This window comes from Dactylosporangium sucinum (assembly GCF_014647515.1).
In the GTDB taxonomy this organism is placed as follows: Bacteria; Actinomycetota; Actinomycetes; order Mycobacteriales; family Micromonosporaceae; genus Dactylosporangium; species Dactylosporangium sucinum.
In genome coordinates this window covers 1,223-25,033 of the sequence record NZ_BMPI01000075.1, presented here as the reverse complement: position 1 = coordinate 25,033, position 23,811 = coordinate 1,223, and the positions used below count along the sequence as shown (strand labels likewise).

General features: G+C 75.6%; 31 protein-coding genes and 1 pseudogene. 21 read left to right on the top strand and 11 right to left on the bottom strand.

All coding sequences use genetic code 11. The features are described 5' to 3' along the window. Positions 1-60: 60 nt before the first annotated feature. Positions 61-999: a serine/threonine-protein kinase gene (locus IEZ31_RS60555; protein WP_190256577.1), complete on the bottom strand. Its 939-nt coding sequence runs from the start codon at positions 997-999 to the stop codon at positions 61-63. Between the two features lie 353 nt (positions 1,000-1,352). On the opposite strand from IEZ31_RS60555, the gene IEZ31_RS60550 reads away from it, so the two are divergent. Genes IEZ31_RS60550 through IEZ31_RS60515 form a run of 8 tightly spaced genes read left to right on the top strand, consistent with a single transcriptional unit; the run spans position 1,353 to position 8,041 of the window. Further along, positions 1,353-1,796 carry a hypothetical protein gene (locus IEZ31_RS60550; protein ID WP_190256576.1) on the top strand — a complete coding sequence of 148 codons (444 nt, stop codon included), beginning with the start codon at positions 1,353-1,355 and terminating at the stop codon, positions 1,794-1,796. Continuing rightward, positions 1,793-3,103 (top strand): V-type ATPase 116kDa subunit family protein, encoded by a 1,311-nt coding sequence (locus IEZ31_RS60545; protein ID WP_190256575.1) that lies wholly within the window; start codon positions 1,793-1,795, stop codon positions 3,101-3,103. The genes IEZ31_RS60550 and IEZ31_RS60545 overlap by 4 nt, the downstream gene beginning before the upstream one ends. Continuing rightward, complete coding sequence (locus IEZ31_RS60540; RefSeq protein ID WP_190256574.1) at positions 3,100-3,522, top strand: ATP synthase subunit C; 423 nt, start codon at positions 3,100-3,102, stop codon at positions 3,520-3,522. Before IEZ31_RS60545 ends, IEZ31_RS60540 begins: the two co-directional genes overlap by 4 nt. 2 nt (positions 3,523-3,524) lie before the next feature. Next, positions 3,525-3,797, top strand: a complete 273-nt coding sequence (locus IEZ31_RS60535) for a hypothetical protein (protein ID WP_190256573.1) — start codon at positions 3,525-3,527, stop codon at positions 3,795-3,797. Beyond that, on the top strand, positions 3,794-4,297 hold the full coding sequence (locus IEZ31_RS60530) for a hypothetical protein (RefSeq protein WP_190256572.1): 504 nt from the start codon (positions 3,794-3,796) through the stop codon (positions 4,295-4,297). The genes IEZ31_RS60535 and IEZ31_RS60530 overlap by 4 nt, the downstream gene beginning before the upstream one ends. Next, complete coding sequence (locus tag IEZ31_RS60525) at positions 4,297-6,042, top strand: V-type ATP synthase subunit A (protein WP_190256599.1); 1,746 nt, start codon at positions 4,297-4,299, stop codon at positions 6,040-6,042. Before IEZ31_RS60530 ends, IEZ31_RS60525 begins: the two co-directional genes overlap by 1 nt. Beyond that, complete coding sequence (locus IEZ31_RS60520; protein WP_190256571.1) at positions 6,039-7,421, top strand: V-type ATP synthase subunit B; 1,383 nt, start codon at positions 6,039-6,041, stop codon at positions 7,419-7,421. Before IEZ31_RS60525 ends, IEZ31_RS60520 begins: the two co-directional genes overlap by 4 nt. Positions 7,422-7,426: 5 nt before the next feature. Further along, positions 7,427-8,041, top strand: a complete 615-nt coding sequence (locus IEZ31_RS60515) for a V-type ATP synthase subunit D (protein ID WP_190256570.1) — start codon at positions 7,427-7,429, stop codon at positions 8,039-8,041. 12 nt (positions 8,042-8,053) lie between these two features. On the opposite strand, the gene IEZ31_RS60510 is transcribed toward IEZ31_RS60515, so the two are convergent. The 3 genes from IEZ31_RS60510 to IEZ31_RS60500 all read right to left on the bottom strand — a co-directional run bounded on the left by IEZ31_RS60510 (position 8,054) and on the right by IEZ31_RS60500 (position 10,501). After that, complete coding sequence (locus IEZ31_RS60510) at positions 8,054-8,530, bottom strand: CoA-binding protein (RefSeq protein ID WP_190256569.1); 477 nt, start codon at positions 8,528-8,530, stop codon at positions 8,054-8,056. 90 nt (positions 8,531-8,620) lie between these two features. Beyond that, positions 8,621-9,469 carry a universal stress protein gene (locus tag IEZ31_RS60505; RefSeq protein ID WP_190256568.1) on the bottom strand — a complete coding sequence of 283 codons (849 nt, stop codon included), beginning with the start codon at positions 9,467-9,469 and terminating at the stop codon, positions 8,621-8,623. 114 nt (positions 9,470-9,583) lie between these two features. Beyond that, complete coding sequence (locus tag IEZ31_RS60500) at positions 9,584-10,501, bottom strand: cation diffusion facilitator family transporter (RefSeq protein WP_190256567.1); 918 nt, start codon at positions 10,499-10,501, stop codon at positions 9,584-9,586. Positions 10,502-10,600: 99 nt separating this feature from the next. Here IEZ31_RS60500 and IEZ31_RS60495 point away from each other — a divergent pair. Beyond that, positions 10,601-10,878 (top strand): annotated as a pseudogene (locus tag IEZ31_RS60495) (hypothetical protein); the annotation flags it as partial. A 13-nt stretch (positions 10,879-10,891) separates the two neighbouring features. Here IEZ31_RS60495 and IEZ31_RS60490 read toward each other — a convergent pair. Together IEZ31_RS60490 and IEZ31_RS60485 are read right to left on the bottom strand one after the other, a co-directional pair. Continuing rightward, positions 10,892-11,248, bottom strand: a complete 357-nt coding sequence (locus tag IEZ31_RS60490) for a fluoride efflux transporter FluC (RefSeq protein ID WP_190256566.1) — start codon at positions 11,246-11,248, stop codon at positions 10,892-10,894. Then, positions 11,245-11,730: a fluoride efflux transporter FluC gene (locus IEZ31_RS60485; protein WP_190256565.1), complete on the bottom strand. Its 486-nt coding sequence runs from the start codon at positions 11,728-11,730 to the stop codon at positions 11,245-11,247. The genes IEZ31_RS60490 and IEZ31_RS60485 overlap by 4 nt, the downstream gene beginning before the upstream one ends. 246 nt (positions 11,731-11,976) lie before the next feature. On the opposite strand from IEZ31_RS60485, the gene IEZ31_RS60480 reads away from it, so the two are divergent. The 4 genes from IEZ31_RS60480 (at position 11,977) to IEZ31_RS60465 (ending at position 13,290) form a co-directional block, all read left to right on the top strand. Then, positions 11,977-12,372, top strand: coding sequence for a hypothetical protein (locus IEZ31_RS60480; RefSeq protein ID WP_190256564.1), 396 nt, complete (start codon positions 11,977-11,979; stop codon positions 12,370-12,372). After that, complete coding sequence (gene merT / locus IEZ31_RS60475; RefSeq protein WP_190256563.1) at positions 12,369-12,695, top strand: mercuric ion transporter MerT; 327 nt, start codon at positions 12,369-12,371, stop codon at positions 12,693-12,695. Before IEZ31_RS60480 ends, merT begins: the two co-directional genes overlap by 4 nt. Positions 12,696-12,757: 62 nt before the next feature. Next, the gene (locus tag IEZ31_RS60470; protein ID WP_190256562.1) at positions 12,758-13,096 is read left to right on the top strand and encodes a YnfA family protein; all 339 of its coding nucleotides are present in this window, start codon (positions 12,758-12,760) and stop codon (positions 13,094-13,096) included. A 68-nt stretch (positions 13,097-13,164) separates the two neighbouring features. Next, a complete protein-coding gene (locus IEZ31_RS60465; protein WP_268241754.1) occupies positions 13,165-13,290 on the top strand; it encodes a hypothetical protein in 126 nt (41 codons plus the stop codon). A 46-nt stretch (positions 13,291-13,336) separates the two neighbouring features. Here IEZ31_RS60465 and IEZ31_RS60460 read toward each other — a convergent pair whose 3' ends face one another. Together IEZ31_RS60460 and IEZ31_RS60455 are read right to left on the bottom strand one after the other, a co-directional pair. Then, a complete protein-coding gene (locus tag IEZ31_RS60460; protein WP_190256561.1) occupies positions 13,337-13,963 on the bottom strand; it encodes a CBS domain-containing protein in 627 nt (208 codons plus the stop codon). 20 nt (positions 13,964-13,983) lie between these two features. After that, positions 13,984-14,271, bottom strand: a complete 288-nt coding sequence (locus tag IEZ31_RS60455) for a hypothetical protein (RefSeq protein ID WP_190256560.1) — start codon at positions 14,269-14,271, stop codon at positions 13,984-13,986. Positions 14,272-14,427: 156 nt separating this feature from the next. On the opposite strand from IEZ31_RS60455, the gene IEZ31_RS60450 reads away from it, so the two are divergent. Beyond that, a complete protein-coding gene (locus IEZ31_RS60450; protein WP_190256559.1) occupies positions 14,428-14,574 on the top strand; it encodes a hypothetical protein in 147 nt (48 codons plus the stop codon). An 86-nt stretch (positions 14,575-14,660) separates the two neighbouring features. Here the strand turns inward: IEZ31_RS60450 and IEZ31_RS60445 are convergent, their stop codons facing one another. Further along, a complete protein-coding gene (locus IEZ31_RS60445) occupies positions 14,661-14,864 on the bottom strand; it encodes a hypothetical protein (RefSeq protein ID WP_190256558.1) in 204 nt (67 codons plus the stop codon). A gap of 206 nt (positions 14,865-15,070) precedes the next feature. Between IEZ31_RS60445 and IEZ31_RS60440 the strand changes: the two genes are divergently transcribed. The 6 genes from IEZ31_RS60440 to IEZ31_RS60415 all read left to right on the top strand — a co-directional run bounded on the left by IEZ31_RS60440 (position 15,071) and on the right by IEZ31_RS60415 (position 20,414). Beyond that, positions 15,071-15,928 carry a universal stress protein gene (locus tag IEZ31_RS60440; protein ID WP_190256557.1) on the top strand — a complete coding sequence of 286 codons (858 nt, stop codon included), beginning with the start codon at positions 15,071-15,073 and terminating at the stop codon, positions 15,926-15,928. 126 nt (positions 15,929-16,054) lie between these two features. After that, positions 16,055-16,936, top strand: coding sequence for a universal stress protein (locus IEZ31_RS60435; RefSeq protein WP_190256556.1), 882 nt, complete (start codon positions 16,055-16,057; stop codon positions 16,934-16,936). Positions 16,937-17,076: 140 nt separating this feature from the next. Next, the gene (locus IEZ31_RS60430; RefSeq protein WP_190256555.1) at positions 17,077-17,976 is read left to right on the top strand and encodes a universal stress protein; all 900 of its coding nucleotides are present in this window, start codon (positions 17,077-17,079) and stop codon (positions 17,974-17,976) included. A 149-nt stretch (positions 17,977-18,125) separates the two neighbouring features. Beyond that, entirely contained in the window at positions 18,126-18,350 is a 225-nt protein-coding gene (locus IEZ31_RS60425; protein ID WP_190256554.1) for a three-helix bundle dimerization domain-containing protein, read from the top strand. Continuing rightward, positions 18,347-19,363 (top strand): type I glyceraldehyde-3-phosphate dehydrogenase, encoded by a 1,017-nt coding sequence (gene gap, locus IEZ31_RS60420; RefSeq protein WP_190256553.1) that lies wholly within the window; start codon positions 18,347-18,349, stop codon positions 19,361-19,363. The genes IEZ31_RS60425 and gap overlap by 4 nt, the downstream gene beginning before the upstream one ends. Further along, entirely contained in the window at positions 19,332-20,414 is a 1,083-nt protein-coding gene (locus tag IEZ31_RS60415) for a CATRA system-associated protein (RefSeq protein ID WP_229836922.1), read from the top strand. The genes gap and IEZ31_RS60415 overlap by 32 nt, the downstream gene beginning before the upstream one ends. A 9-nt stretch (positions 20,415-20,423) precedes the next feature. Here the strand turns inward: IEZ31_RS60415 and pflA are convergent, their stop codons facing one another. Further along, on the bottom strand, positions 20,424-21,164 hold the full coding sequence (pflA, locus tag IEZ31_RS60410) for a pyruvate formate-lyase-activating protein (RefSeq protein WP_190256552.1): 741 nt from the start codon (positions 21,162-21,164) through the stop codon (positions 20,424-20,426). After that, a complete protein-coding gene (gene pflB, locus IEZ31_RS60405; RefSeq protein WP_190256551.1) occupies positions 21,161-23,419 on the bottom strand; it encodes a formate C-acetyltransferase in 2,259 nt (752 codons plus the stop codon). The genes pflA and pflB overlap by 4 nt, the downstream gene beginning before the upstream one ends. Positions 23,420-23,567: 148 nt before the next feature. Here pflB and IEZ31_RS60400 point away from each other — a divergent pair. Next, positions 23,568-23,811, top strand: a 244-nt coding sequence (locus IEZ31_RS60400; protein ID WP_190256550.1) for a PEP/pyruvate-binding domain-containing protein, incomplete at its 3' end; no start/stop codon positions are given.

The following is a 23,811-nucleotide window of genomic DNA, read 5'->3' as shown; positions in this document are numbered from 1 at the left end:
GCGGCCCCGGTGGGCCGGGTCCACGGGCCCGGCCCACCGCGCCGGCCGCGGTGCTGCCCGCTACCCGCCCAACGGGCCGGGCATGGCGATGACGTCGAAGTCCGCGGAGGCTCCACCGTCCGCGGCGCACGCGAGGGCCGCCCGGGTTCGCCAGGCGTCGACCGCGAGGGTGGCCGCCGCACCGAGCGCGGCACCCTCGCCGAACCGCCAGTCGTTCAGCAGGGACCGCCCGTCCCGTTCCAGGCGCCGCCACCAGCGGGTCTCGCCCCGCCAAAGGTCGACCGCCGCGGTGATGTCCGGGAACGGCCAGGCCGCCCACCTGGGCAGCGCGGCGGCGAAGCCGGCCAGCGAGCCGGACCGCAGCGCCCGAGGGCCGAGCAGCGCGGCGGCGCGGCGCTCCACCTGCGCCGGCAGCGGGCGCCCGGTCGTCCATCGTTCCCGGGCGACCAGGAGTGCCGCACCGCCGCAGGCCCACGCCCGCGCGGCCGGCAGCGCAGCCACCCCCTGCGCCCACGCCAGCCGCATGCTCAGCGCCACGGCGTGCGCGCCGGCCTCCCCCGGATCGCCCCACGCCGACGCGGCGAGCGCCGCGCGCACCTCGTCCACCGTGCCGGCTCGGGCCAGCCGTGGGGTCGCGGTCGCCAACGCGCCGACGCGGTACCGCACGGGGCGACCCGGCTGTCGCAGCCGCCGTTCGACATCGCTGATCTCGAACCAGCCGGCCAGCGCCCGCAGTGTCGCCACGGCACGGCCGGGCTGCCAGCCGGCGAGGACCCGCAGGTGCCACAGCAGGGTCGCCGCGACCGCCTCCTGCGCCTCGTCGAGGCCCTGGCCCGGCCGGACGTCACGACCATAGGGTGTCGAGGCCAGGATATCGAGCGCGGCGCCGAGGGTGTGGCAGAGCGCGACCCGGCGCGCCGCCGCGGGGCCGATGCAGCGGCGGACGAGGGCACGGGCCCGGACACTGCCGGCCACAAGCGCGGCGCCGCCGGTGCTCATGATTCCAGGATGACCCGGCACGCCACGATCCGCGCGGTGCGGCGGGCCGGCCGTTCCGAGCGGCTCCAGCACTGCCAGACCCGACCGGTGCGGCATACCGTCGGAGTCCTGGAGCCCCGACACCAGTGAGGTGAGCGCAGTGGCCACAACGCTGCTCGCGGCAGCAATCGTCACCGGCGTCCGCACGGTCCTCATCGCATTGTGCGTGCCGGCGGTCCGCCGTCGTCCCGCGGCGGGCGGGTCGGCGGATCCGCCGCGGGCCGCCTGGCTCGCCGCACGGGTCGCACCATTGCCGGAGGCCGTGTCGGAGCCACGCCGGTAGCGGCGGGACTGACGGGAAGTGGGTGCCGGCGGTGGGCATCGCCGACCTGTTGCAGCGCTTCCGGCCGGCCGGCCCGCCCGGGGCCGCCCGGCCGGCGGCCGTTCCCGCGGACCCCGCGGCGGAGGCCGCCGCTGAGCTGCTGCCGGTGTTCGCCGCGTTGCGGGAGACGACGGCCGAGGCCGCGGCGATCCGGGCCACGGCGGAGACCGGGGCGGACACACGGCGCCGCCGGGCGGTGATCGCGGCACGGCGCGTCGTCGCCGGGGCCCGGCGTGCGGCGCCGGCCGCCCGGGCGCAGGCGTTCGCCGAGGCCCGAGCCGGTGACAGCCGCGCCGGGGACGCCCTCATGGCCGCCGCCCGCCACGACGCCGACGAGGTGCGCCGCCGCGCCACGGAGCGGCTCGATCGGGCCGTCTCCGACGTCGTAGCCGGCGTGCTCGCCGAACTCTACGATCCACGCGAGGTGCCGCGATGAGCGCGGTGCGGCTGCGGGAGCGGATGCTTCCGACCCGCATGAGCCGGATCGCCCTGGTGACGCCCGAGGCGGCGCTGGACGCGGTCCTGGCTGAGGTCGCGGCAGCCGGTGTGGTGGAGCTCGAGCCCGTCGACGCCGGCGGACGCCCGGCGGGCGAACGGGGGTCCGGCACCGCGCGGATGCGCTCGGGGGCGGTGCGCGAGCAGGGCGTTGCGGCCTATCGGGGCTGGTGCCCGGAGCGTGAGCGGGCGCCGTTGGCGGCGCGGATCGCACCGTTGGGCGGCGCGCTCGTACCGCTTCCCCGCCCGGCCGGCGTCGACCCGCCGACGCTGCTGGTGCCCGCCGGCCCGGTGGGCCGGTCCGTCGCCCCGCTGGTCGGCACCTACGGGACCGTGCCGTACGCGGACGTCGACCCGTCCGTGCTGGCCGGGGTGGCGTACGTGGTGATGTTCGGCATGATGTTCGCCGACGCCGGCCACGGCCTGGTGCTGGTCGCCATCGCCGTCGCGCTGCGCCTGCACCCACCCCGGCGATGGCCGGCGCTGCGCGACGCCTGGCTGTTCATCGCCGGGGCCGGGCTGGCGGGCACGCTGTTCGGTGTGCTGTTCGGCGAGTGCTTCGGCCCGACCGGCCTACCGGCGTTGTGGCTGGAGCCGCTTGCGGAGCCGGTGCGGCTGCTCACCGCCGGCGTCGCGGTCGGTGCGGTGCTGCTCGCCGCCGCCTTCGCCGTCGGCGTGGTGAACCGCTGGCGCGAGGGCTCCGTCCGGCTAGCCCTGTACGCGCCGTCAGGGGTCGCCGGCGCCGCGGTCTTCCTGGGTCTTGGCTGCGTCGCCGCCGGCTTCTACGCCGGCGCCGTGCCGGTCACGGTGACCGGTGCCGCCGTGGCCGGGTGCGGCCTCCTCCTCGCCGCGGTCGGGCTTCACGCGGCCGCGGGTGGCGGCGGTGCGGCGGTTGCGCAGACCGCGGTGCAGCTGTTCGACCTGGTCGTCAGGATCGGTGCGAACGTTGTGTCTTTCGCCCGGCTCGCCGCGTTCGGCCTGACCCACGCCGCCCTCGGCGGCCTGGTGTGGGTGGCGACCGCCGACCTGTGGCATCGCGGTGGCGGCTGGGTGGCCGCCGCCGCTGTCGTGTTCCTGGCCGGCAACACGGTGACGTTCGGCCTGGAGGCCCTCGTCGCCGGTGTGCAGGCCCTGCGTCTTGAGTACTACGAACTGTTCTCGCGCGTTTTCGAGACGACCGGCCGGCCGTTCCGCCCGTGGCGTGGCGATCCGGGCCCCGGGCCGGGCTCGGAGGAGGTGCTGCCATGAGTGCGTTGTGGCTTGGGGTGCTGCCGGCGGTACTGCTGGTGTGCTGGGCGGCACGGGCGTTGGCCCGGCGGCATCCGCGTGCGGTGCCCCGCGCCCTGCTGGTGCTCAACGCCGCACTGCTGGCGGCCGCGGCCGTCATGGCGGTCGTGGCGTTCACGGCCGCCCCGGCCCAAGCCAGCGCCGCGGGCGTCGCAGCGGCCGGCGGATCGAACTGGGCGGCATTGCTGGGGGCGGCGGTGGCGGTCGCGGGCTCGTCGATCGGCGCGGCGATCGCGGTGGCGTACACCGGAGCCGCCGCACTGGCCGCCATGAGCGAACGGCCCGAGGTCTTCGGCCGGGCGATGGTCATCGTCGGCCTGGCCGAGGGCATCGCGATCTACGGCCTGATCGTGGCGATCATTCTGATCGGCAAGGCCTGATCATGGACCACAGGGGGGAGCCCGAGTCCCGCTCCGCTGCGGGACGGGTCGCGGCCATCGGGGAAGCGCAGCTCGTGCGGGGCTACGCGCTGGCCGGGGTGGCCGTCACCGTCGCCGCCGACGGCCCGGCGGTGCGCGCCGCGTGGCGGGCACTGGCACCGGACATCGTCGTGGTCGTGCTGACCCAGGCCGCCGCCCGGGCACTGGCGGGCGTCGCCGCGGCACCGGGGCGCATGGTGGCGGTCCTGCCGGAGCCGCCCGGGGCCCGGCCGTGAGCACCGCGGTCCGGGAGGCGCTCGAACCGCTGCGGCGGGCGATCCTGCGGGCGGCCCGCGCGTACGCCGACGGCTGCCGGGCGGACGCCGCAGAAGCTGCCGGCGGGATGCTGCGTGCGGCCCGGGCAGAAGCCGAGCAGATCCGGCTGGAGGCTCGCGCAGCCGGCCTCGACGATGCCGCCGTCCTGTCGGCGGCCGAACGGGCGCACACACGCCGGGCCGCCCGGGCGGTGGTGCTCGCAGCACGCCGCGACACGGCCGAGGAGCTGCGCCGCCGGGTGAGCGCCGCGCTGCGGGCGGAACTCGGCGGCGGATGCCTCGGGCCGGCGCTGGCCGACCGGGCTCGGGCGGTGCTCGGGCCACAGGCACGGATCGAACCGGCCGGAGACGGCGGCGTCATCGGCACGCTCGGGAACCGCCGGGCCGACTGCTCCATCGCGGCGCTGACCGAGTACGCCATCGCGCGGCAGGCCGGCCGCGCCGCAGAGGTGTGGACGTGATGCCGCGCGAGACCCCCGACGGACGGATCACCCGGGTCGCCGGCCCGCTCGTCGAGATGAGCGACCGCGGCCGCGGGGTTGCGATGCACGACCTCGTCGGTCTCGGCTCCCAGCGGCTGCCCGGAGAGGTCGTCGGCATCCGGGAGGGCACGCTGACCGTCCAGGCCTACGAGTACACCGGCGGCCTGCGGCCCGGCGCGGCGGCGGTGCCCCTCGGGCACCGCCTCGTCGCCCGCCTGGGCCCGTGGCTGCTCGGCGGCGTCTTCGACGGGCTGCTGCGCCCGCTCGCCGGCGCGCCGGTGTGGCTCGCCCCCGGCGCGGCCGGCGGCGAGCCACCCGCCGGGTCCCGGTGGCGCTTCGCGCCCTGCGTGGCCGACGGCCAGGTCGTCAGCGGCGGATCGAAGCTCGGTGTCCTGGCCACCGTCGGGCCGGTCGAGTACCGGGTGCTGGTCCCGCCGGAGGTCGCCGGTGTCGTCGAGCGGTGCGCCGCGCCTGGTGAGCGCGGGCCGGACGACGTGCTCGCGAGCGTCGGCGGCATGCCGGTCGGGATGACCGCCACCTGGCCGATCCGCGCGCCGCGGCCGGTCCGGGGGCGGCGGGACGCCGACGAGCCCCTGCACACCGGCCAGCGCGTCGTGGACGGCCTGTTCCCGATCGCCAAGGGCAGCACGGCCGCGGTGCCGGGCGGCTTCGGCACGGGCAAGACGATGCTGCTGCAGCAGATCGCCAAATGGTGCGACGCGGACGTCATCGTCTACGTCGGCTGCGGCGAGCGCGGCAACGAGATGGCCGACGTCGTCGCCGAACTGGCGGCACTCGAGGATCCCCGGACCGGCGGGCGGCTCATCGACCGTTCCGTCGTCGTCGCCAACACGTCCAACATGCCGATGATGGCGCGGGAGGCAAGCGTCTACACGGGCGTCACCGTCGCCGAGTTCTTCCGCGACATGGGCCACGACGTCGTGGTCATCGCGGACTCCACGTCCCGCTGGGCGGAGGCGCTGCGCGAGTTCGCCTCGCGGGCCGGAGCGTTGCCGGCCGAGGAGGGCTACCCGGCCGACCTGGCCTCCGCGCTCGCCGCGTTCTACGAGCGGGCCGGTGCGGTGAGGACGCTCGGCGGCGCCCCGGGCTCGGTCACCATCGTCGGCGCGGTGTCGCCGCCCGGCGGCGACCTCACCGAGCCCGTGACGATGAACACCGAACGCTTCGTCCGGTGCCGCTGGACGCTTGACCGCGATCTCGCCTACGCCCGGCACTACCCGGCGGTGTCCTGGTCGGGGTCGTTCTCGCGGGACGCCGCGGCGATCGGCTCGTGGCACGCTCGGCACGGCGACGCCGCGTGGCTGCGTCGGCGGGCCCGGGCGCTCGACGTCCTCGCCGAGGCCGACCGGCTCGGCGCGCTTGCCGAACTGGTCGGCACGGCGAGCCTGCCGCCGCACGAGCGCGTCGCGATCCTGGCCGGGAGGCTGCTGCGTGAGGGGGTGCTGCAGCAGAACGCGCTGGCGCCGAACGACGCGCGCTGTACCGCGGAGAAGGCAGCGGCCCTGCTCGACGCGATCCTGGCCGTCACGCAGCGCTGCCACGCGCTCGTCGACGCCGGCGTGCCCGCGGAGACGCTCGAGTCGGTGGACTACGGGCCGTTGGTCCGGGCGCGCGAGGCGACCCGGCCCGACGGCGTGGCGGAGGTCGCCGGGCAGGCCGAGGCGACGCTCGCCCGGGTCGACGCGACGAGGGAGCGGTCATGAGCGGGTGGCCGGTGGTCGAGCACGCGTCGGTCCACGAGGTCCACGGACCGCTGCTGGTTGTCGGCGACGTGGGCGGGGCCGCCGGCTACGACGACGTCGCGACGATCGTTTCCGCCGACGGCGGGCGGCGGCACGGCGTCGTGCTGGAGGCCGGCGGGGACACGGCGGTCGTTCAGGTCTACGAGGGCACCTCCGGTATCGCGCGGTCCGGAACCCGGGTCGCGTTCACCGGCGCACCCATGCGGATCCCGGTCGGCGAGCGCTGGCTCGGCCGCATGTGCAACGGCCGGGGAGAACCGCTCGACGGCGGGCCGCCGGTGATCGCCGACCGGTCGGTCCCGGTGGCGGGGTCTCCGATGAACCCGACCTGGCGCGAGCCGCCGAGCGAACCGGTCGTCACCGGCGTCTCGGCGGTCGACGCGCTGACGACCCTGGTCCGGGGACAGAAGCTGCCGGTGTTCGCCGCCGCGGGATTGCCGTACCTGGAGCTCGCCGTCCAGATCGCGCGCCAGGCCCATGCCGGCGGGGCACCGTTCTGCGTCGTCTTCGCCGGGATGGGTCTCACCCACGCCGACGCCGGCTTCGTCCGCGACGCGCTGGACGAGCGCGCGGCCGCGGACGAGTTGGTGCTGTTCCTCAACGCCGCCGACGACCCGGTCATCGAGCGGATCCTGACGCCGAGGCTGGGGCTGACCGTAGCGGAGGACCTCGCCTTCACCGGCGGCCGGCACGTGCTGGTGGTGATGACGGACATGACAAGTTACGCCGAGGCGCTCCGCGAGGTCTCCGCGGCCCGCGGCGAGATCCCGGCCCGGCGGGCGTACCCGGGCTACCTGTACAGCGACCTGGCCTCGCTCTACGAGCGCTGCGGCCGGGTGCGCGGCCGGCCGGGGTCGGTGACGATCGTTCCGGTGCTCACCATGCCGGCCGAGGACATCACCCATCCGGTGCCGGACCTCACCGGGTACATCACCGAGGGCCAGATCGTCCTGTCCTCGGAGGTGCACAGCCGCGGGGTGTACCCGCCGGTCGACCCGCTGTCCTCACTGTCGCGCCTCATGCGGCACGGCGCTGGGGCCGGCCGGACCCGCGACGACCATCTCCCGGTCGCGGCGCAGCTGATGGCCGCCCTGGCGCGCGCCCGGCAGGTGCGCGAACTGGCGGACCTCGTCGGCACGGCCGCCCTCGGCGACACCGATCGCCGCTACCTGGACTTCGCCGGGGCCGTCGACCGCGACCTGCTGAACCAGCGGCCGGACGAGTCCCGGTCGCTCGACGAGACGCTCGGCCGAGCGTGGCGGACCCTCCTGCGGCTGCCCGACGCGGAGCTGACCACGCTCCCGGACGCGCTGCTCACTCGGCATCGCCGGACGGGGTGACCGCCGTGCCGCGACTGCGTCAGGTGCCGCCCGGCCGGGCCGGGACGCTCTGGCTGCGCCACCGGCTGGCGGTGGCCCGGCGGGGCTGCGGCGTCCTGCGCCGCAAGCTCACGATGCTCACCGAGGAACGCGAACGCCTCCGTCGCCGATACGAGACCACCGCGGCGGAGTGGGCCCGCGCCGATCGGGTGGCCTGCGGCTGGCTTCGGCGGGCCGCGGTCCTGGACGGCGCGGATGTCGTCGGCCCGGCCGGAGCCGGCGGCCCGATGACCGTGGTCCCGCGATGGACGGCGTTGATGGGCGTGCGGTACGCCGCGCCGCCCGGGATCGAGCCTCCGCACCCGCCGGCGGGGTGGCACGCGCCGGGCGGGTCAGCGACCTCGCAGGCGGCCCTGACGTACCGGGCGGCCGCCGAGGCCGCCGCCCGGCATGCGGCCTCGTCCTCGGCGCTGTCCACCGTCGACGAGGAGGTCTCCGCCGTCCGCCAGCGGGTGCGCATGCTGGAGCAGCACTGGATTCCCCGGCTGGAGGACGCCCTGGTGGTAGCCCGGCAGCAGATGGACGAGCAGGAGGCCGCCGACGGAGCGCGCCGCCGGGCGAGGGACGGAAGGCAGGCCTGAGGGTGGCGGCGGTCAGACCTGACGCGGGATGCCGCCGCTGAGCGACAGGATCCAGCACATCGCCTTGTGACCGAAGTCGGCGGTGGGGCCGAACATCAGCGGGCACCCGCCGGCGATGACGTGGATGCCGTGGCCACGGCCGTACTCGGCGGCCGCGTCGGAGGCGCTGCCGGGGCCGAACCCGCGGTGCATCCACACGTGGGTGACGCCGAGGTCGGCGCACTCGCGCATGGTGGCCTCGGCGGTCTCGGGGCGGGTGCCGATGACGACCGCGTCGACGCCGCCGGGGATCGACGCGAGGTCGGGGTACGAGTGGTCGCCCTCGACCTGCTCGGCGTTGGGGTTGACCGCGAACACCTCGTAACCGCGGTCCCGCAGCCGCTGGTAGACGACGTTGCTGCCGTGGCCCTGCGGGGTCCGGGACACGCCCGTCACCGCGATGCGCCGGTGGGCCAGGAACTCCGCCGCGGCGGCCTTCAGTGTGGCCATGGTGCCGTCCCTCCCTGACACGTGCGGGGCGGGAGCCCCGCCACGACCACCGTCCCGCCGGCGGCGGCGGTGCACGAGGGCCGAAGGTCCTCACCCCTGGGTGCGCACGACCAGAACCGGGCGGTGGGCGTGGTGCAGGGTCGCCATCGCCACGCTGCCGAGGAGGATCTCGCGCACCGCCGAGCGGCCGCGGGAGCCGACGACCACGACCGCGGCGTCCTGTTCCCGGGCGCAGTCGGCGAGCGCCCCGGCGACGGCGCGCCCCGGCGGGCCGGGCCGGGACGGCACGTGCAGGCGGGCCGGCGCCGCGCCACCCGCCTGCGGGTCGCCGGGCGCCTGGCCGTCGTCCACGGTCACCGGCAGCACGGTCCGCGCCGGGAACAGCCGGACGGCGGTGTCGAGGGCGGCCTGCGCGCCGGCCGAGCCGTCGTCGCCGACGAGCACGGGGCCGGCGCTCAGGGCCGCGAACTCGGCGGTCAGCAGCGGGTGCGGCACCACGAGCACGGGCCGGGCCGCGTAGTGCACGGCCATGTCGGAGACGCTGCCCAGCACCGCCCGGGCGCCGCCGAGGCCGCGCGAGCCGACGAGCACCAGGTCGGCGTCCACCTGCTCGGCGAGCTCGGCGAGCTGGAGGCCCTCCCCGGCGTACGTCTGCGCCACGAGCGCCTCGGCGGACCACCCCTCGGCGGCGGCCAGGGTGACGCCGACCGCGGCGATCCGGGCGGCCTCCCTCCCGCCCTCGCGCTCGACCGCCGCGACGAACTCGTCGATGTGGGCGGCGCCGGTCCACAGCCGCCGCCGCAACGCGTCGTCGGCGAACGGCGGGGGCCACAGGTTGGCCACCCAGGCCTTCGCCCGCGGGAACAGCTTGGCGGCGGCCGCGATGGCGGCACTCGCCGCCGGTGAGCCGTCGTACCCGGCCAGCACTCGGATGGGCATCGCAGCCTCCTCGACGCTCGGCGATCTTGGCTCGTTCCAGCATGGCGAGCCGCCCGCGCGGCCGGCAGGGCGTTCGGTCCCGGCTCACCCGGGCCGTTCGCCCTGGATGACGTCTCAGGTGTGCGTCGGGTGCTCGTGGTCCGCGTGGCCGGCGGGTTCGAGCTGGAACGTGGAGTGGGCGACGTCGAAGTGCCCGGCCAGGCAGTCCTGGAGGGCGTCCAGGAGCTGCGGCGCGTGCCCGTCGTGGAAGCAGGAGTCGTCGACGACCACGTGCGCGGTGAGGACAGGCAGGCCCGACGTCACGGTGGAGACGTGCAGGTCGTGGACGGCGAGGACGTGGTCGAGCCCGGTGATGTGGGCCCGGATCCGCGCCAGGTCGATGCCGGGCGGGGCCGCCTCCAGCAGGATGTCGACCGCCTCCTTGAGCAGCCGGACGGCCCGGGGCGCGATGACCAGCCCGATGAGGATCGACACGATCGCGTCGGCGCGGGTGAAGCCGGTCAGCGCGATGACGCCGGCCGCGACGAGGACGCCGACGGAGGTGGCGGTGTCGGTGGCGACCTCCAGGAACGCGCCGCGCAGGTTCAGGCTGGCGTTGCGGGCCCGGTAGAGCAGCGCCACCCCGGCGAGGTTGCCGGCCAGGCCGATGACGCCGAACAGGGCCATGCCGCCCGGCGCGACGTCGGCCTGGTCGAGCAGCAGCCGCCGGATGCCCTCGACGAACACGTACCCGCCGATGCCGCACAGCAGCAGGCCGTTGACGGCCGCGGCGAGGATCTCCGCCCGGGCCCAGCCGAAGGTCCGCCGTCCCGAGGCGGGGCGGGCGGCCAGCAGGGTCGCTCCCAGCGCGAGGGCGACGCCGCCGGCGTCGGCGAGCACGTGCCCGGCGTCGGCCAGCAGCGCCAGGCTGCCGGTGAGCAGCGCACCGGCGACCTCGACGACGAAGATCACCGCCGACACGCCGAGGACCGCGGCAAGGGTCCGCCGGTGCGCGCCGGTCGCCGTGGTCGCGTGGTCGTGCTGGTGGCTCATCGCCGGTCACCGAACCCGGCCGCAGGAAGCATGCTCATATGCGCACTATACAATATGTCTGCGGGATAGTTCAGCCGTCCGTGTACCATCCGGTCGTGCATCGGCATCGGCCTCGACTCGGTCATCGAGGTCGCCTCCGCCGCCGTGGTGGCCTGCCAGTGCTCCGGCCCCGACCACGAGCGCCGCGAGCGCACCGCCCTGCGGATCATCGCCGTCTCGTTCTTCGCTGTTCGGCTCGTGGTGGGCCCGACCCGCTCGCCGCGCTGGCCATCGCCGCCGTCGCGGTGCAGGAGGGCCGGGAGGCGTGGCGCGGCGAGGCCTGCCGCGCCCCCACCGCCGCCGCGGCCTGCACCGACGGCTGCTGCGAGGACCGGTAGGCGACCGGCGGCGTCAGACGACGGCGGCCAGGAGCGTGCCGGTGTACGCCGCGCCGAGCCCGGCGACGACGGAGGCCGTCACGTTGCCCGCCGCGAGGAACCAGGCGCCGGTCTGGGCCAGGCGCAGGGTCTCGTAGCTGAAGGTGGAGTACGTGGTCAGCGCGCCGCACAAGCCGATGCTGGCGAAGGCGACGAGGGCCGGGTCGGCGGGCAGCGCGGTGAGGAACCCGAGCAGCAGCGACCCGGAGATGTTGACCATGAGGGTGCCCCACGGGAAGACCGAGTCGTGCCGGGCCTGCACGGCCCGGTCGGTAAGGTACCGCAGCGGGGCGCCGATCGCGGCGCCGAGCAGGACCAGCAGCAGGGTCACCGGTCGCCTCCCGCCGCTCGCCGGGCCCGCCGCACCAGCCAGGTGGTGGTCCCGGCCCCGACCCAGACCGCCAGCATCGCCGAGACGAGGGTGACCGCCAGGTAGAGCAGGCCGAGGCCGGGCCGCCCGGCGGTGGCGGTGCGGTGCGTCTCGACGACGTAGGTGGAGAACGTCGTGTACCCGCCGAGCACGCCGACGCCGAGGAACGGGCGCAGCAGTCGCTGCCGGGTCGCGACCTCGGTGACGATCACCATGAGCACGCCGATGAGCAGGCATCCCGACACGTTGACGACCAGCGTGGCCCACGGGAACTCGCCGGGCGCATGCGGCCAGGCGACACCGAGCCCGTAGCGGGCGGCGGAGCCGAGCATGCCCCCGGCGGAGATCGCCGCCAGCACCGGCAGCGCGTGCGGGCGCAGCTCGGCGCGCTCGGCGGGAACGTGCAGGTCGACGTCGGAGTCGATGGGCTGGACGGGGTTCATGCGCGGGCGGTCCCTCCTGCAGGCACGCGGCAGCTGTCTGCAGGGACCGTTGGCATCGTCGCGGTTCACCCGGCACGGGTCGGCGGGCCCCACCGCCGGCCACGGCTCGCGCTGAGCGGCCACGGCACCGCCAGCATACCGCCTGCCGCTGCGCGCCGCGGGGTTGCATCCGGTACCCCGGTACAGGCTTACCGTCGGGGAGCAGCGCCGCACCGGCGCCTGTCCTGCCAGTTCAAGGAGCCTGTGATGGCGTTCGACGTCCCTGACGCGTGCACCCTGCCGACCGCGGAACAGCCGCTGCGGCTGGCCGAGTTCGACGCACTGTTCGCCACCGCCGTCCGCGCGGTGACCACGGTGAGCCCGACCCACGCCCGGATGCGCCTGACCGGCGCGGCCGGGCTCGAGGCCGCCGTGCGCGACCTGGCCGCCCGCGAGACGCAGTGCTGCTCGTTCTTCACCTTCACCGTCACGCCGCAGCCGGCGACCGGCACCGGCGGCGAGGCGCTCGTCCTGGACGTCGAGGTCCCGGCCGCCCACACCGACGTGCTCGCCTCCCTCGCCGGCCGGGCGAGCGCGGTCGCCGGCCGGGCGAGCGCGATCGCCGGCCGGGCGAGCGCGATCGCCGCCGGTACGGCCTCGTGACCGCCGGCGACACGGACCGGGCCCACGTGCGGCTGCCCCTGCAGCCGCCGCCGGTGGACAACGCGCCGCCGACGCGCAGCAAGGTCAGCGGCGTGCTCGCCGCCGTCGCCTGCGCCGCCTGCTGCGCTCTGCCCCTGCTCATCGCGGCCGGGGTGCTCACCACCGCCGGCGCGGCGGTCCTGGAGAAGACCCTCCTCGCCGTCGCCGCCGGGCTGGGCGTCGCGGCGCTGGGCATGTGGTGGCTGCACCGGCGCCGCAGCGCCCGGCACGCCGCCGCGGCCGGCGCCACCTGCGGCTGCGGCGGCGGAGGGTGCGGCTGCTGAACACCGCCGGCGGTGCGGCCCCCGCAACGGCCGCACCGCCGCGGTGTGCTGCGATGACGACCATGACGATCATCCGGTCCATCGCCCTGTTCGTTCTCGCCGCCCTCGCCGAGATCGGCGGGGCCTGGCTCATCTGGCAGGGCGTGCGCGAGCACAAGGGCCTGCTGTGGATCGGCGCCGGCGTCGCCGCCCTCGGCGCCTACGGCTTCGTCGCGACCCTCCAGCCCGACGCCAACTTCGGCCGCATCCTGGCCGCCTACGGCGGCGTCTTCGTCGCCGGCTCCCTCGCCTGGGCCATGGTGGTCGACCGGTTCCGCCCCGACCGCTACGACGTCATCGGCGCCGTCGTCTGCCTCGTCGGCGTCGCCGTCATCATGTACGCGCCGCGCGCCGGCTCCTGAGCAACAGGCCCTTCGTCCCGCGGCGACGGGCCGGACTCCCGTCGTCCCGCCGGCCGGCCAGGAGCCAGATGAACGGGATCACCGCCGGATACACCGCCGGCATCCTGGAGATCCGGGTGCCGCTGACCGGTCGGGCCGAGCCCGGACCGGAGATCCCGATCACCGTCGCCGGCAAGGCCGCCAGGAAGCAGTGAAGCGCGGGTCCCGGGGGCAGCCCCGGGGACCCGCCCGCGCATCGGTTCACCCGCAGCGCCGCCGCGGTCTCGTGTCGTCGACCGACCAGTCCAGCTCGTCGGCGACCCGCAGGACGCCCTCGACGGCCCGCGTGCGGGCGGCCAGCCGGACGGCCGTGGCCCGCCGGTCGACGCTGCCGCGCAGCGTGACCGCCCCGTCGTGCACCTCGACCGAGATCCGCGCCGGGTCGACGCCGTAGGTGGGCAGCACCACCCCGTCCAGGACGTCGCGTGCGATCGCGTCGTCGCCGCGCAGCGTCCGGCGGACCAGGTCGCCGCGGGTGATGATGCCGACCAGCCGGCCCGACGCGTCGTCGACCACCGGCAGTCGCTTCACCCGGTGGTGGGACATGAGCCGCGCCGCGACGCCGACCGGCGCCTCCGGGCCGACGGTGACGGCCGGCGCCGTCATCAGCTCGGCGGCCCGGCTGGACTCCAGGGACGTGCCGTCGCCGATCGCCGGCAGCAGGTCCGCCTCCGACACCACGCCGATCACCCGGTCGGCGTCGTCGACGACGGGCATGCCGCTCGCCCCGTAGTCGGTGAGCACGTCGATGATGTTGCGGGCCCGGCAGTCCGCGGTCACCACGACCACCGCCTGGGTCATCACTTCACGCACCTGTACCTCGTGCATCGCGCGCCTCCCCCGCTCGTTCACGCCTTGGGCACCGCGAGCGGGTGCTCGACGTCGTCCTGGGCCGCCATCGCGGCCATCGTCGCCCGGTACCGGTCGCGGGTCAGCCGGCCCGCGACGAGGTCGTGAGCGGCCTCGGTCTCGATCCGGGCCCGGCGCCGGTCGCCGGCGCTCGCCAGCCACACGGCGAGCCGGGGACGGTACCGGTCGTCGGCCGGTCCGCGGGCGCGGATCGCCGCGACGTGCATGGCGATGAGGATGCCGTACACCGCCGCGATGGCACCCGCGAAGATCATCGTCGCCGCCATGATGCGCTCCTCCCCCGATCCTGCTCCGGCCTCAGCCTCGCCCGCCACGCGTACCCCGGCCAGTGCGCACGGTCCCGTGCACAGCGGGCCGATCGGCCCTGACGGCGTGGCGGCCGGACGCCACAGACTGGGGCCGGTGCCACGGAAGGAGGAGCCATGAGCCGCGACAACCTGCGCTCGGCCCTGCTCGGGATCGGGATCGCCGCCGTCGGCGTCGTGATGAGCGACGCGCTCGCCCGGATGACCGCCCGGGCGCTGCGCGAACCGCCCGCGCGGCGCCGCCCCGCCGCCGGCGCGTCATGAACGGCGCGGCAGTCCGCGACTGAAGCGGCCGCCCATCCCAAGCGGCCGCCCGCCCCAAGCGGCCGCCCGTCCACAGCGGCGCTCGTCTACAACAGCGCCTCGTCCAGCATCGCCCGCACCAGCCCGGCGGCCTGCCGCTGGGCCGGTGTGCCGTCCTCGCACAGCAGCCGGATCGCGGCGGCGAGCGCCTCGGCGCGCCGCTCGGCCCGGCACATCCGCAGGGCCAGGTCAGCGGTGTCGGTGCTCGGCCGCCGCGGCACCACGGTCGTCGTCAGCGTCTGCGTGGTCATGGCCCCCACCTCCCGGATTTCTCGGTCATTCCCGACATGTCAACCGTGCCGCCCGGGTCCCGCCGGCGGACAGCGCCGAACGGCCCGTGCGCCCGGACGAACGGCCCGGGTGAGGCGAACGACCCCCCGCGGCCGGCCCAAAGCCCCTGCCGGACGGACATCGACGGCTCGACGCTGAGGGTGGAGGCATCGAGAGGGGAGCAACGATGGAGACCCAACGGATCGTCGTCGGCTACGACGGGTCGGTCGAGGCGCGGGACGCGGTCGACTGGGCCGCGGACGAGGCGGCCCGGACCGGGGCGCCGCTGCGCATCGTGTACGCGTACCAGCTGGCCTGGCCCGCCGCCGCCATGTACGGCCAGGTGACCGAGGTGCTGGCGACGGAGGCCGAGGAGCGCGGCGACCACACCGTCCGCGACATCGTCGAGCACGTGCGCCGCCGCCGGCCCACCGTCGAGGTCACGGGCTCGGCGGTGCACGCGGAACCCGCGCCGCTGCTGCTCGGCCAGGCCGCGGGCACGCGCCTGCTCGTGGTGGGCAACCGCGGCGGCGGGGGCATGACCAACCTGCTGCTCGGCTCGATCAGCCAGCAGGTCGCCACCCACGCGCGAACCCCCGTCGCCGTCGTCCGCGGGCGGGCCGGCACGACGGACGGTCCGGTCGTGGTCGGCGTCGACGGGTCCGGGTCGACGGACGCGGCGCTTGCGCTCGCGTTCGAGGCGGCCGTCGCCCGCGGCGCCGAGGTGATCGCCGTCCGCGCGTACAGCCCGCCGAGCCCGGCCGTCGTGCCGCTCAGCGCCGTCGAGGCGGACGAGCGCGCCGCGCTGGAGGCGTCGCTGGCGGGCTGGGCGGAGAAGTACCCGGGCACCAGGCTGACGGCGCTGCTCGCGGTCGGCCGGGCGGCCCGGGTGCTCGTCGGGATGTCGCACACCGCGCAGCTCGTGGTCGTCGGCAGCCGCGGTCACGGCGGCTTCACCGGCCTGCTGCTCGGCTCGGTCGGGCAGCAGCTGATGCACCACGCCGAGTGCCCGATCCTGATCGCCCACCGGCCGGACGACCACTGACGGCCACCGATCGGGGCCCGTGCGGCATGCCGCACGGGCCCTTCGACCCTGGTCGCCCGGGGTCCGCACAGCGGAGGCTGGAATCGGCGCACAACGCCCCGTACCCGCAGAACGGAGGTGGCGGCGATGAGCACCGAGTCCGCCGTCGTGGTCGGCGTGGACGGCTCGCCGGACGCCCGCAGCGCCGTCGAGTGGGCCGCGGCGGACGCGATGCGCAGGCACCGCCCGCTGCGCATCGTCCACGCGTACCTGTGGCCCACCGGCTACGCCCCGATGGCGGTGCCCGGCCCGCCGGCACTGTACGACGAGACCATGCGGCTGGCGGCCGAGCAGATCGTCGACGAGGCGGTCACCCTCGCCCGGGCTGTCGCGCCGGCGCTCGACATCGCCGCCGACGTGCGGGTCCAGCAGCCGTCCGCGGCGCTCAGCGACGCGTCCCGCAACGCTCGCCTGGTCGTGATCGGCAACCGCGGGCTCGGCGGCTTCGCCGGGCTGCTGCTCGGGTCCGTCGGCATCCAGCTCGCCGCCCACGCCGCCTGCCCCGTGGTCATCGTCCGGCACGCGGGCCGCCCGCCGGGCCCCGAGGCGGGCCGGGTGGTCGTCGGCGTCGACGGCTCCCACGACGCCGAGCGGGCCCTGGGGTTCGCGTTCGAGCAGGCGTCGTTCCGGGGTGTCGGGCTGACCGCCGTCGAGGCCTACCGGTGGCCGGCGTCGAGCGGCCCGGGCGATCTGGTGCCGCTGGTCTACGACCCCGCCAAGCTCCGCGACGACGAGGATCGCACCCTGGCCGAGGCGATCGGCGGCTGGGCCGGGAAGTACCCGGACGTCGACGTGCGCCGCGCGGTGGCCAACGGCCGTCCGGCCGCCGTGCTCACCGAGCTGTCCGCGGGCGCGGAGCTCGTCGTCGTCGGCAGCCGGGGCCGCGGGGGCTTCGCCGGGCTGCTGCTGGGCTCGGTCAGCCAGGCCCTCATCCACCACGCCGCCTGCCCGGTCGCCGTGGTCCGCTGACCGCACCGCGCACGGGCCAGGACACCGGCCCGCGCGGGGCGCCGCACGGGCCTGTCGCCGGTGGTCGGCCGGGGCTGCCCGGCGGACGCTGGAGTCGGAGCACAACGCCTCCCAGTACCCGCAGAACGGAGGTGGCGGTGATGAGCACCGAGTCCGCGGTCGTGGTCGGCGTCGACGGCTCACCCGACGCCCGCAGCGCCGTCGAGTGGGCCGCGGCGGACGCGATGCGCAGGCAGCGGCCGTTGCGGATCGTTCACGCCTGCCTGTGGCCCACGGTCTACGCCCCGATGGCGCTGCCCTCGCCGCCGGCGATGTTCGAGGAGACGATGCGGGAGGCGGCCGAGCAGATCGTCGACGAGGCCGTGAGCCTCGCCCTGGACGTCGCGCCCGGGCTGGACGTCAGCACCGACGTGCCGATCCAGCAGCCGACGGCGGCGCTCAGCGACGCGTCCCGCAACGCCTGTCTGGTCGTGATCGGCAACCGGGGGCTCGGCGGCTTCGCCGGGCTGCTGCTCGGCTCCGTCGGCATCCAGCTCGCCGCCCACGCCGAGTGCCCGGTGGTCATCGTCCGGCACGCGGACCGCCCGCCGGGCCCCGAGGCGGGCCGGGTCGTCGTCGGCGTCGACTGCTCCCACGACGCCGCGCGGGCCCTGGGGTTCGCGTTCGAACAGGCGTCGGTCCGCGGCGCCGGGCTGACCGTCGTCGAGGCCCGCGGGGGGCCGGTGCCGGCCGGACCGGACGACCGGGTGCCGCTGGTGTACGACCCGGTCGAGCTGCGCGCCGACGAGGAGCGGGTGCTGGTCGAGGCGACCGGCGGCTGGGCCAGGAGGTACCCGGGTGTCGACGTGCGCCGCGCGGTGGCCAACGGGCGCCCGGCCGCCGTGCTCACCGGGGTGTCCGCGGGCGCGGCGCTGATCGTGGTCGGCAGCCGGGGCCGCGGCGGCTTCACCGGGCTGCTGCTGGGCTCGGTCAGCCAGGCCCTCATCCATCACGCCGCCTGCCCGGTCGCCGTGATCCGCGCAACGGCCGCCCGAAGCTGAACGAGCCGCCCGAAGCTGAACGAGCCACGACGGGCGGGACCTGTGGCCCGGGTCCACCGGCCGGCGGTTCGGGCCGAAGTACCGTGTCGCGGCACCGCCGCGGGCACGAGAGTCGAAGGCGAAGCACAGAGCCGGAAGGAGCCGACACCATGCTCGCCACCGAGGCCCGGACCAGGATCGAGGCGCACGCCATCGAACACGCCGTCGAGCGGCTGACCCGCCGCTACGCCGGCCGGCACACCCCCGAGGCGGTCCGGCAGACCGTCGAGCAGCTCACCGACCGGTACGCGACCGCCGAGATCCACGCCTTCGTGCCGGTGCTCGTCGAGCGCGACGCCCGCCGGATCCTCGACGCGGACGGGGGCGCGTCATGACGTACCGCATCGCCGTCAACGGCTTCGGCCGGATCGGCCGCGACTTCGTGCGGTGCCTCGTCGAGCGCGACCTGCTCGGCAGCGCCGTCACCCTGGTCGCGATCAACGACCTGTTCGACACCGCCACCCTCGCGCACCTGCTCCAGCACGACTCGACCTTCGGCCGGCTGCGCGCCGAGGTCGCGGTCGACCCGTCCGGCGGCGGCATGACCGTCGGCGGGCAGTACATCGAGGTGCTGCGCCAGCGCGACCCGGCGGTCCTGCCGTGGGCCGATCTCGGCGTGGACCTGGTCATCGAGTCGACCGGCCGGTTCCGCAGCCGCGACGACGCCGCCGTCCACCTGAAGGCCGGCGCGCGCAAGGTGCTCATCTCGGCGCCGGGCAAGGAGGTCGACGCGACGATCGTGCTCGGCGTCAACGGCGACACCTACGACCCCGACCTGCACGACGTCGTGTCCGCCGCGTCCTGCACGACCAACTGCGCGGCCCCGATGGCGCAGGTGCTGCACAACGCGTTCGGCATCGAGCAGGGCGTGCTCACCACCGTGCACGCGTACACCAACGACCAGTCGGTGCTCGACGCGCCGCACAAGGACCTGCGCCGGGCCCGGACCGCGGCCACGAACATCATCCCGACGAGCACCGGCGCGGCGAAGGCGATCGGGCTGGTGCTGCCCGGGCTGGCCGGGCGCCTGGGCGGCGTGGCGCTGCGGGTGCCGGTCGAGAACGGGTCGCTGACCGACCTGACCGTCCGGCTGTCCCAGCCGGCGACGGCCGAGCAGGTCAACGCCGCCTTCGCCGCGGCCGCCGCCGGCCCGCTGGCCGGCATCCTGCGCTACAGCGAGGCGCCGCTGGTGTCCCGCGACATTATCGGCGACCCGTCGTCCTGCGTCTTCGACGCCGGCCTGACCTCGGCCGACGGCCGGCTGGTGAAGGTGTTCGGCTGGTACGACAACGAGTGGGGATACACCAACCGTCTGGTTGATCTCGCAACGATGTTCGCCGCCAGGTAGGGGCCGGACACGCGCACGAAATGGTTACCTGGCACAGTGGAGGTGGAGACGACCGCGAGCGGAGGGGAGGCGACGGCACCTGACTCGCCTGCTGCTCGTCCAGGAAGCACCGGCCGGCGCCGCCGCGCTGGCCGGGCTCCTGCGCGGTGAGGGATTCGGTGTCGAGTCCACCACCGCCGAGGTCGTGGCCGGTCTCGCCGCACGCCAGGCCGACCTGGTGCTGCTCGACCTTCCCCTGCCCGGCGTGCCGGGCGCGGACCTGTGCCGGGTGCTACGGGCGCGCTCCTCCGCCGGGATCATCGTGCTCGGTGCCGCCCATTTCGAGCCCGACGCGCCGATCGCGCTGGACTGCGGCGCCGACGACTATCTCGCCAAGCCCTTCGGCCTCCGGGAGCTCGTCGCCCGGATCCGGGCCGTCGTGCGCCGCCGCCGCGGCCCCGAGCCGCGGGCACCGCAGGACGTCCTCGCCGGCGGGCCGGTCGTGCTCGACGTCGGCGCGCACCGGGCCACGCTCGCCGGGCAGGCGCTCGACCTGCCGCTCAAGGAGTTCCAGCTGCTCGAGACGCTGCTGCGCCAGGCCGGCCGCCCGGTCGCCCGCGCCCGGCTGCTGCACACGATCCGCAGCGGCGACGAGAGCGGCCACCAGGGCAGCAACACCCTCAGCGTCCACATCAAGCGCCTCCGCACCAAGATCGAGCCCGATCCCGGGGCGCCGAGCCATCTCGTCACCGTCCGCGGCGTCGGCTACAAGTTCGTCCCGTGGCCGGCGCAGCCCACACCACCCGGCGACCTGCGGCCCGACCTCGCCGACGCGCTGCGGACCGCGCTCGGCTGGCGACTGCCGCCCGCCGGCTGGATGCTCGTCGACGGCCTGGCCCGCGAGATCGAACGTTCGCTCAACAGCGACCCGGTGGAGCTGCGGGTGGCACGGCAGCGTCTCGACCTGCTCCAACCGGGCACGGCGACGCCCGCCGGCGCCCAGCCGTGCCCCGAACACCTGTCGGAGCGCCTGGAGGCGATCGCCCGGCGGCTGGCACCGGACCGGGGCTGACAGCCCGCTTCAGTACGCGGCGAGACCCGCTGCGTGGAACTGCGAGCGGACCCGGTCCACGACGTCGGCGGCCGGCGGCGGCGTGTCGCGCAGCGGGAACGGGATGCCGAGCCGCTCGTACTTCGGGGCGCCGAGCCGGTGGAACGGCAGCACGTCGACCCGCTCCACGTTCCCGAGCGAGGCCGCGAACCCGGCGACGCCCGCGACCTCGGAGGCGTCGTCGGTGAGGCCGGGCACGAGCACGTAGCGGACCCAGACCGGCGTGCCGCGGGCGGCCAGCCGCCGGGCGAAGTCCAGCGTCGGCGCGAGCGAGCCCCCGGTGAGCCGCCGGTACCGGACCGGGTCCCACGCCTTGATGTCGAGCAGGACCAGGCTGGTGACGTCGAGCAGGGCGTCGGACGCGCGGGCGCCGAGCCCGCCCGCGGTGTCCAGCGCGGTGTGCAGGCCCAGCCCGCGAGCGCCGGTGAACAGCGCCTCGGTGAACGCGGGCTGCAGCAGCGGCTCGCCGCCGCTGACCGTCATCCCGCCGCCGGCGACGTGGACGAACGACGCGAACGGCTCGACCTGCCGCAGCACGGCGCCGGCGGTGGTCGGCGAACCGTCGCGCATGTGCCAGGTGTCCGGGTTCTGGCAGTACAGGCAGCGCAGCGGACACCCGGCGAGGAAGGCCACGAACCGGGTGCCGGGCCCGTCCACACCCGTGGAGAGGTCCCACGAGTGCAGCCGGCCCGGCACCGTCGCAGTCGTCATCGCGCACCGTGAAACGTCCGGCTGATCACGTCGCGCTGCTGCTCCGGGGTCAGCTTGACGAAGTTCACGGCGTAGCCCGACACGCGCACGGTCAGCTGCGGGTAGCGCTCGGGGTGCGCCATCGCGTCGACCAGCGTCTCGCGGTCCAGCACGTTCACGTTGAGGTGGAAGCCGCCCGCGGCCGTGTAGCCGTCGAGGATCCCGGCCAGGTTCACCGCCCGCTCCGCGTCCGTGCGGCCCAGCCCGCCGGGGGTGACGGTGCTGGTGAGCGAGATGCCGTCGCGGGCCGACGCGTACGGCAGCTTCGCCACCGACAGCGCGGAGGCGGCCATGCCGTGCACGTCGCGGCCGTTCATCGGGTTCGCCCCCGGCGCGAACGGCTCACCCGCGCGCCGGCCGTCGGGCGTGTTGCCGGTGTGCTTGCCGTAGACCACGTTCGACGTGATCGTGAGCACCGACTGGGTGTGGATCGCGTCGCGGTACGCGGGATTGGCCCGCACCTTCGCCATGAACGTCTCGACCAGCCACACGGCGATGCTGTCCGCGCGGTCGTCGCCGTTGCCGTACGCCGGGTAGTCGCCCTCGACCAGGTAGTCGACGGCGAGCCCGGTCTCGTCCCGGACCGGGCGGACCGTGGCGTACCGGATCGCCGAGAGGCTGTCGGCGGCGACGGACAGGCCGGCGATGCCGCAGGCCAGGAACCGGCGCACCGGGTAGTCGTGCAGCGCCATCTCGAGCCGCTCGTAGGCGTACTTGTCGTGCATGTAGTGGATGATGTTCAGCGCGTCGACGTAGGTGCGGGCGAGCCAGTCGAGGGTCCCGTCGAAGGCGGCCAGGACGGTGTCGTAGTCGAGCACGTCACCGTCCGGCGCCGGGGACGGCGGGGCGACCTGGGCGCCGCTCATCTCGTCGCGGCCGCCGTTGATCGCGTACAGCAGGGCCTTGGCCACGTTGACCCGCGCGCCGAAGAACTGCATGTCCTTGCCGACCCGCATCGCCGAGACGCAGCACGCGATCGCGGTGTCGTCGTCGCTGTAGCGGCGCAGCAGGTCGTCGTTCTCGTACTGGATCGCGCTGGTCTCGAGCGAGACCTGCGCGCAGAAGCGCTTGAACGGCGCGGGCAGCGCCGGCGACCACAGCACCGTCAGGTTCGGCTCCGGCGCCGGTCCCAGGTTGTACAGCGTCTGCAGGTAGCGGTACGAGGTCCGGGTGACGAGGGTCCGGCCGTCGCGGCCCATCCCGCCGATCGACTCGGTGACCCAGGTCGGGTCGCCGGAGAACAGCTGGTCGTACTCGGGCGTGCGCAGGAACCGCACGATGCGCAGCTTGACGACGAAGTCGTCGACGAGCTCCTGCGCCTGCGCCTCGGTGAGCGTGCCCTCGTCGAGGTCGCGCTCGAGGTACACGTCGATGAAGCTCGACGTCCGGCCGAGCGACATGGCGGCGCCGTTCTGATCCTTGGTGGCGGCGAGGTAGGCGAAGTACAGCCACTGCACCGCCTCACGCGCGGTGCGCGCCGGCCCCGAGACGTCGTAGCCGTAGCTCGCGGCCATCGCCTTGAGCTCGTCGAGCGCGCGCAGCTGCTCGGCCAGCTCCTCCCGGTCACGGATGACGTCGGCGGTGGCGGCGTGGTGGTCGAGGGACGCCTTGTCGCGCCGCTTGGCCTCGATCAGGGCGTCGGCGCCGTAGAGTGGCACCCGGCGGTAGTCGCCGATGATGCGCCCGCGGCCGTACGCGTCGGGCAGGCCGGTGATGACGCCAGCCCGGCGGGCGGCAAGGATCTGCGGCGTGTAGGCGTCGAACACGGCGTCGTTGTGGGTCTTCCGGTATCGGGTGAAGATCTCCCGGACGACCGGGTCGAGCTCGTAGCCGTAGGCGCGCAGGCCGTTCTCGACCATCCGCAGCCCGCCGCAGGGCATGATGGCCCGGCGCAGCGGCGCGTCGGTCTGCAGGCCGACGATCAGCTCGCGGTCGCGGTCGATGTACCCCGGGGCGTGCGCGGTGATCGACGCCGGGGTGCGCGGGTCGACGTCGTAGATCCCGCGCCGCCGCTCCTCCGGGAACATCTCGGTGAGCAGGCCCCAGACGTGCGTGGTCCGCGCGGTGGGCCCGGCGAGGAAGCCGCCGTCGCCGGTGTACGGGCGCACGTTGGCCCGCACGAAGCCGGCGACGTCGATCTCGTCGCGCCACCCGCCGCCGCGGAAGCCGCGCCAGGCGGCGAGCCCGGCCGGCGCGGGAGCACTCGTGGTGGTCATCGGTTCCTCCTCAGATGGCTGCACCCTCAGCCTTGCCCGGCGCGGACGAACCGGACAGGGCCGTTCGTCCCCCCGCGCCGGGACGTGGGCCTCGGGTGCCGCGCGGCCGGCGGGCGCACGGTGTGGGGAGAACCCGTGGAGGTGGACCATGACCAAGTACGTCTACGACTTCGCCGAGGGCGGCCGGGAGCTCAAGGACCTGCTCGGCGGCAAGGGCGGCAACCTCGCCGAGATGGTGAACCTGGGGTTGCCGGTGCCGCCGGGCTTCACGGTCACCACCGACGCGTGCCGGGCGTTCCTGCGCACCGGCGCCGAGCCGTACGGCCTCGCCGAGGAGGTCGCCCTGCACCTGGAGCGGCTGGAACGGCAGGCCGGCCGGCGGCTCGGCGACC

Coding starts and splice junctions, on each gene's coding strand:
- IEZ31_RS60555 (WP_190256577.1), bottom strand. CDS start 999: ATGAGCACCGGCGGCGCCGCGCTTGTGGCCGGCAGTGTCCGGGCCCGT.
- IEZ31_RS60545 (WP_190256575.1), top strand. CDS start 1,793: ATGAGCGCGGTGCGGCTGCGGGAGCGGATGCTTCCGACCCGCATGAGC.
- IEZ31_RS60540 (WP_190256574.1), top strand. CDS start 3,100: ATGAGTGCGTTGTGGCTTGGGGTGCTGCCGGCGGTACTGCTGGTGTGC.
- IEZ31_RS60535 (WP_190256573.1), top strand. CDS start 3,525: ATGGACCACAGGGGGGAGCCCGAGTCCCGCTCCGCTGCGGGACGGGTC.
- IEZ31_RS60525 (WP_190256599.1), top strand. CDS start 4,297: ATGCCGCGCGAGACCCCCGACGGACGGATCACCCGGGTCGCCGGCCCG.
- IEZ31_RS60520 (WP_190256571.1), top strand. CDS start 6,039: ATGAGCGGGTGGCCGGTGGTCGAGCACGCGTCGGTCCACGAGGTCCAC.
- IEZ31_RS60510 (WP_190256569.1), bottom strand. CDS start 8,530: ATGGCCACACTGAAGGCCGCCGCGGCGGAGTTCCTGGCCCACCGGCGC.
- IEZ31_RS60505 (WP_190256568.1), bottom strand. CDS start 9,469: ATGCCCATCCGAGTGCTGGCCGGGTACGACGGCTCACCGGCGGCGAGT.
- IEZ31_RS60500 (WP_190256567.1), bottom strand. CDS start 10,501: ATGAGCCACCAGCACGACCACGCGACCACGGCGACCGGCGCGCACCGG.
- IEZ31_RS60485 (WP_190256565.1), bottom strand. CDS start 11,730: ATGAACCCCGTCCAGCCCATCGACTCCGACGTCGACCTGCACGTTCCC.
- IEZ31_RS60480 (WP_190256564.1), top strand. CDS start 11,977: ATGGCGTTCGACGTCCCTGACGCGTGCACCCTGCCGACCGCGGAACAG.
- IEZ31_RS60470 (WP_190256562.1), top strand. CDS start 12,758: ATGACGATCATCCGGTCCATCGCCCTGTTCGTTCTCGCCGCCCTCGCC.
- IEZ31_RS60465 (WP_268241754.1), top strand. CDS start 13,165: ATGAACGGGATCACCGCCGGATACACCGCCGGCATCCTGGAGATCCGG.
- IEZ31_RS60460 (WP_190256561.1), bottom strand. CDS start 13,963: ATGCACGAGGTACAGGTGCGTGAAGTGATGACCCAGGCGGTGGTCGTG.
- IEZ31_RS60455 (WP_190256560.1), bottom strand. CDS start 14,271: ATGGCGGCGACGATGATCTTCGCGGGTGCCATCGCGGCGGTGTACGGC.
- IEZ31_RS60450 (WP_190256559.1), top strand. CDS start 14,428: ATGAGCCGCGACAACCTGCGCTCGGCCCTGCTCGGGATCGGGATCGCC.
- IEZ31_RS60445 (WP_190256558.1), bottom strand. CDS start 14,864: ATGACCACGCAGACGCTGACGACGACCGTGGTGCCGCGGCGGCCGAGC.
- IEZ31_RS60440 (WP_190256557.1), top strand. CDS start 15,071: ATGGAGACCCAACGGATCGTCGTCGGCTACGACGGGTCGGTCGAGGCG.
- IEZ31_RS60435 (WP_190256556.1), top strand. CDS start 16,055: ATGAGCACCGAGTCCGCCGTCGTGGTCGGCGTGGACGGCTCGCCGGAC.
- IEZ31_RS60430 (WP_190256555.1), top strand. CDS start 17,077: ATGAGCACCGAGTCCGCGGTCGTGGTCGGCGTCGACGGCTCACCCGAC.
- IEZ31_RS60425 (WP_190256554.1), top strand. CDS start 18,126: ATGCTCGCCACCGAGGCCCGGACCAGGATCGAGGCGCACGCCATCGAA.
- gap (WP_190256553.1), top strand. CDS start 18,347: ATGACGTACCGCATCGCCGTCAACGGCTTCGGCCGGATCGGCCGCGAC.
- pflA (WP_190256552.1), bottom strand. CDS start 21,164: ATGACGACTGCGACGGTGCCGGGCCGGCTGCACTCGTGGGACCTCTCC.
- pflB (WP_190256551.1), bottom strand. CDS start 23,419: ATGACCACCACGAGTGCTCCCGCGCCGGCCGGGCTCGCCGCCTGGCGC.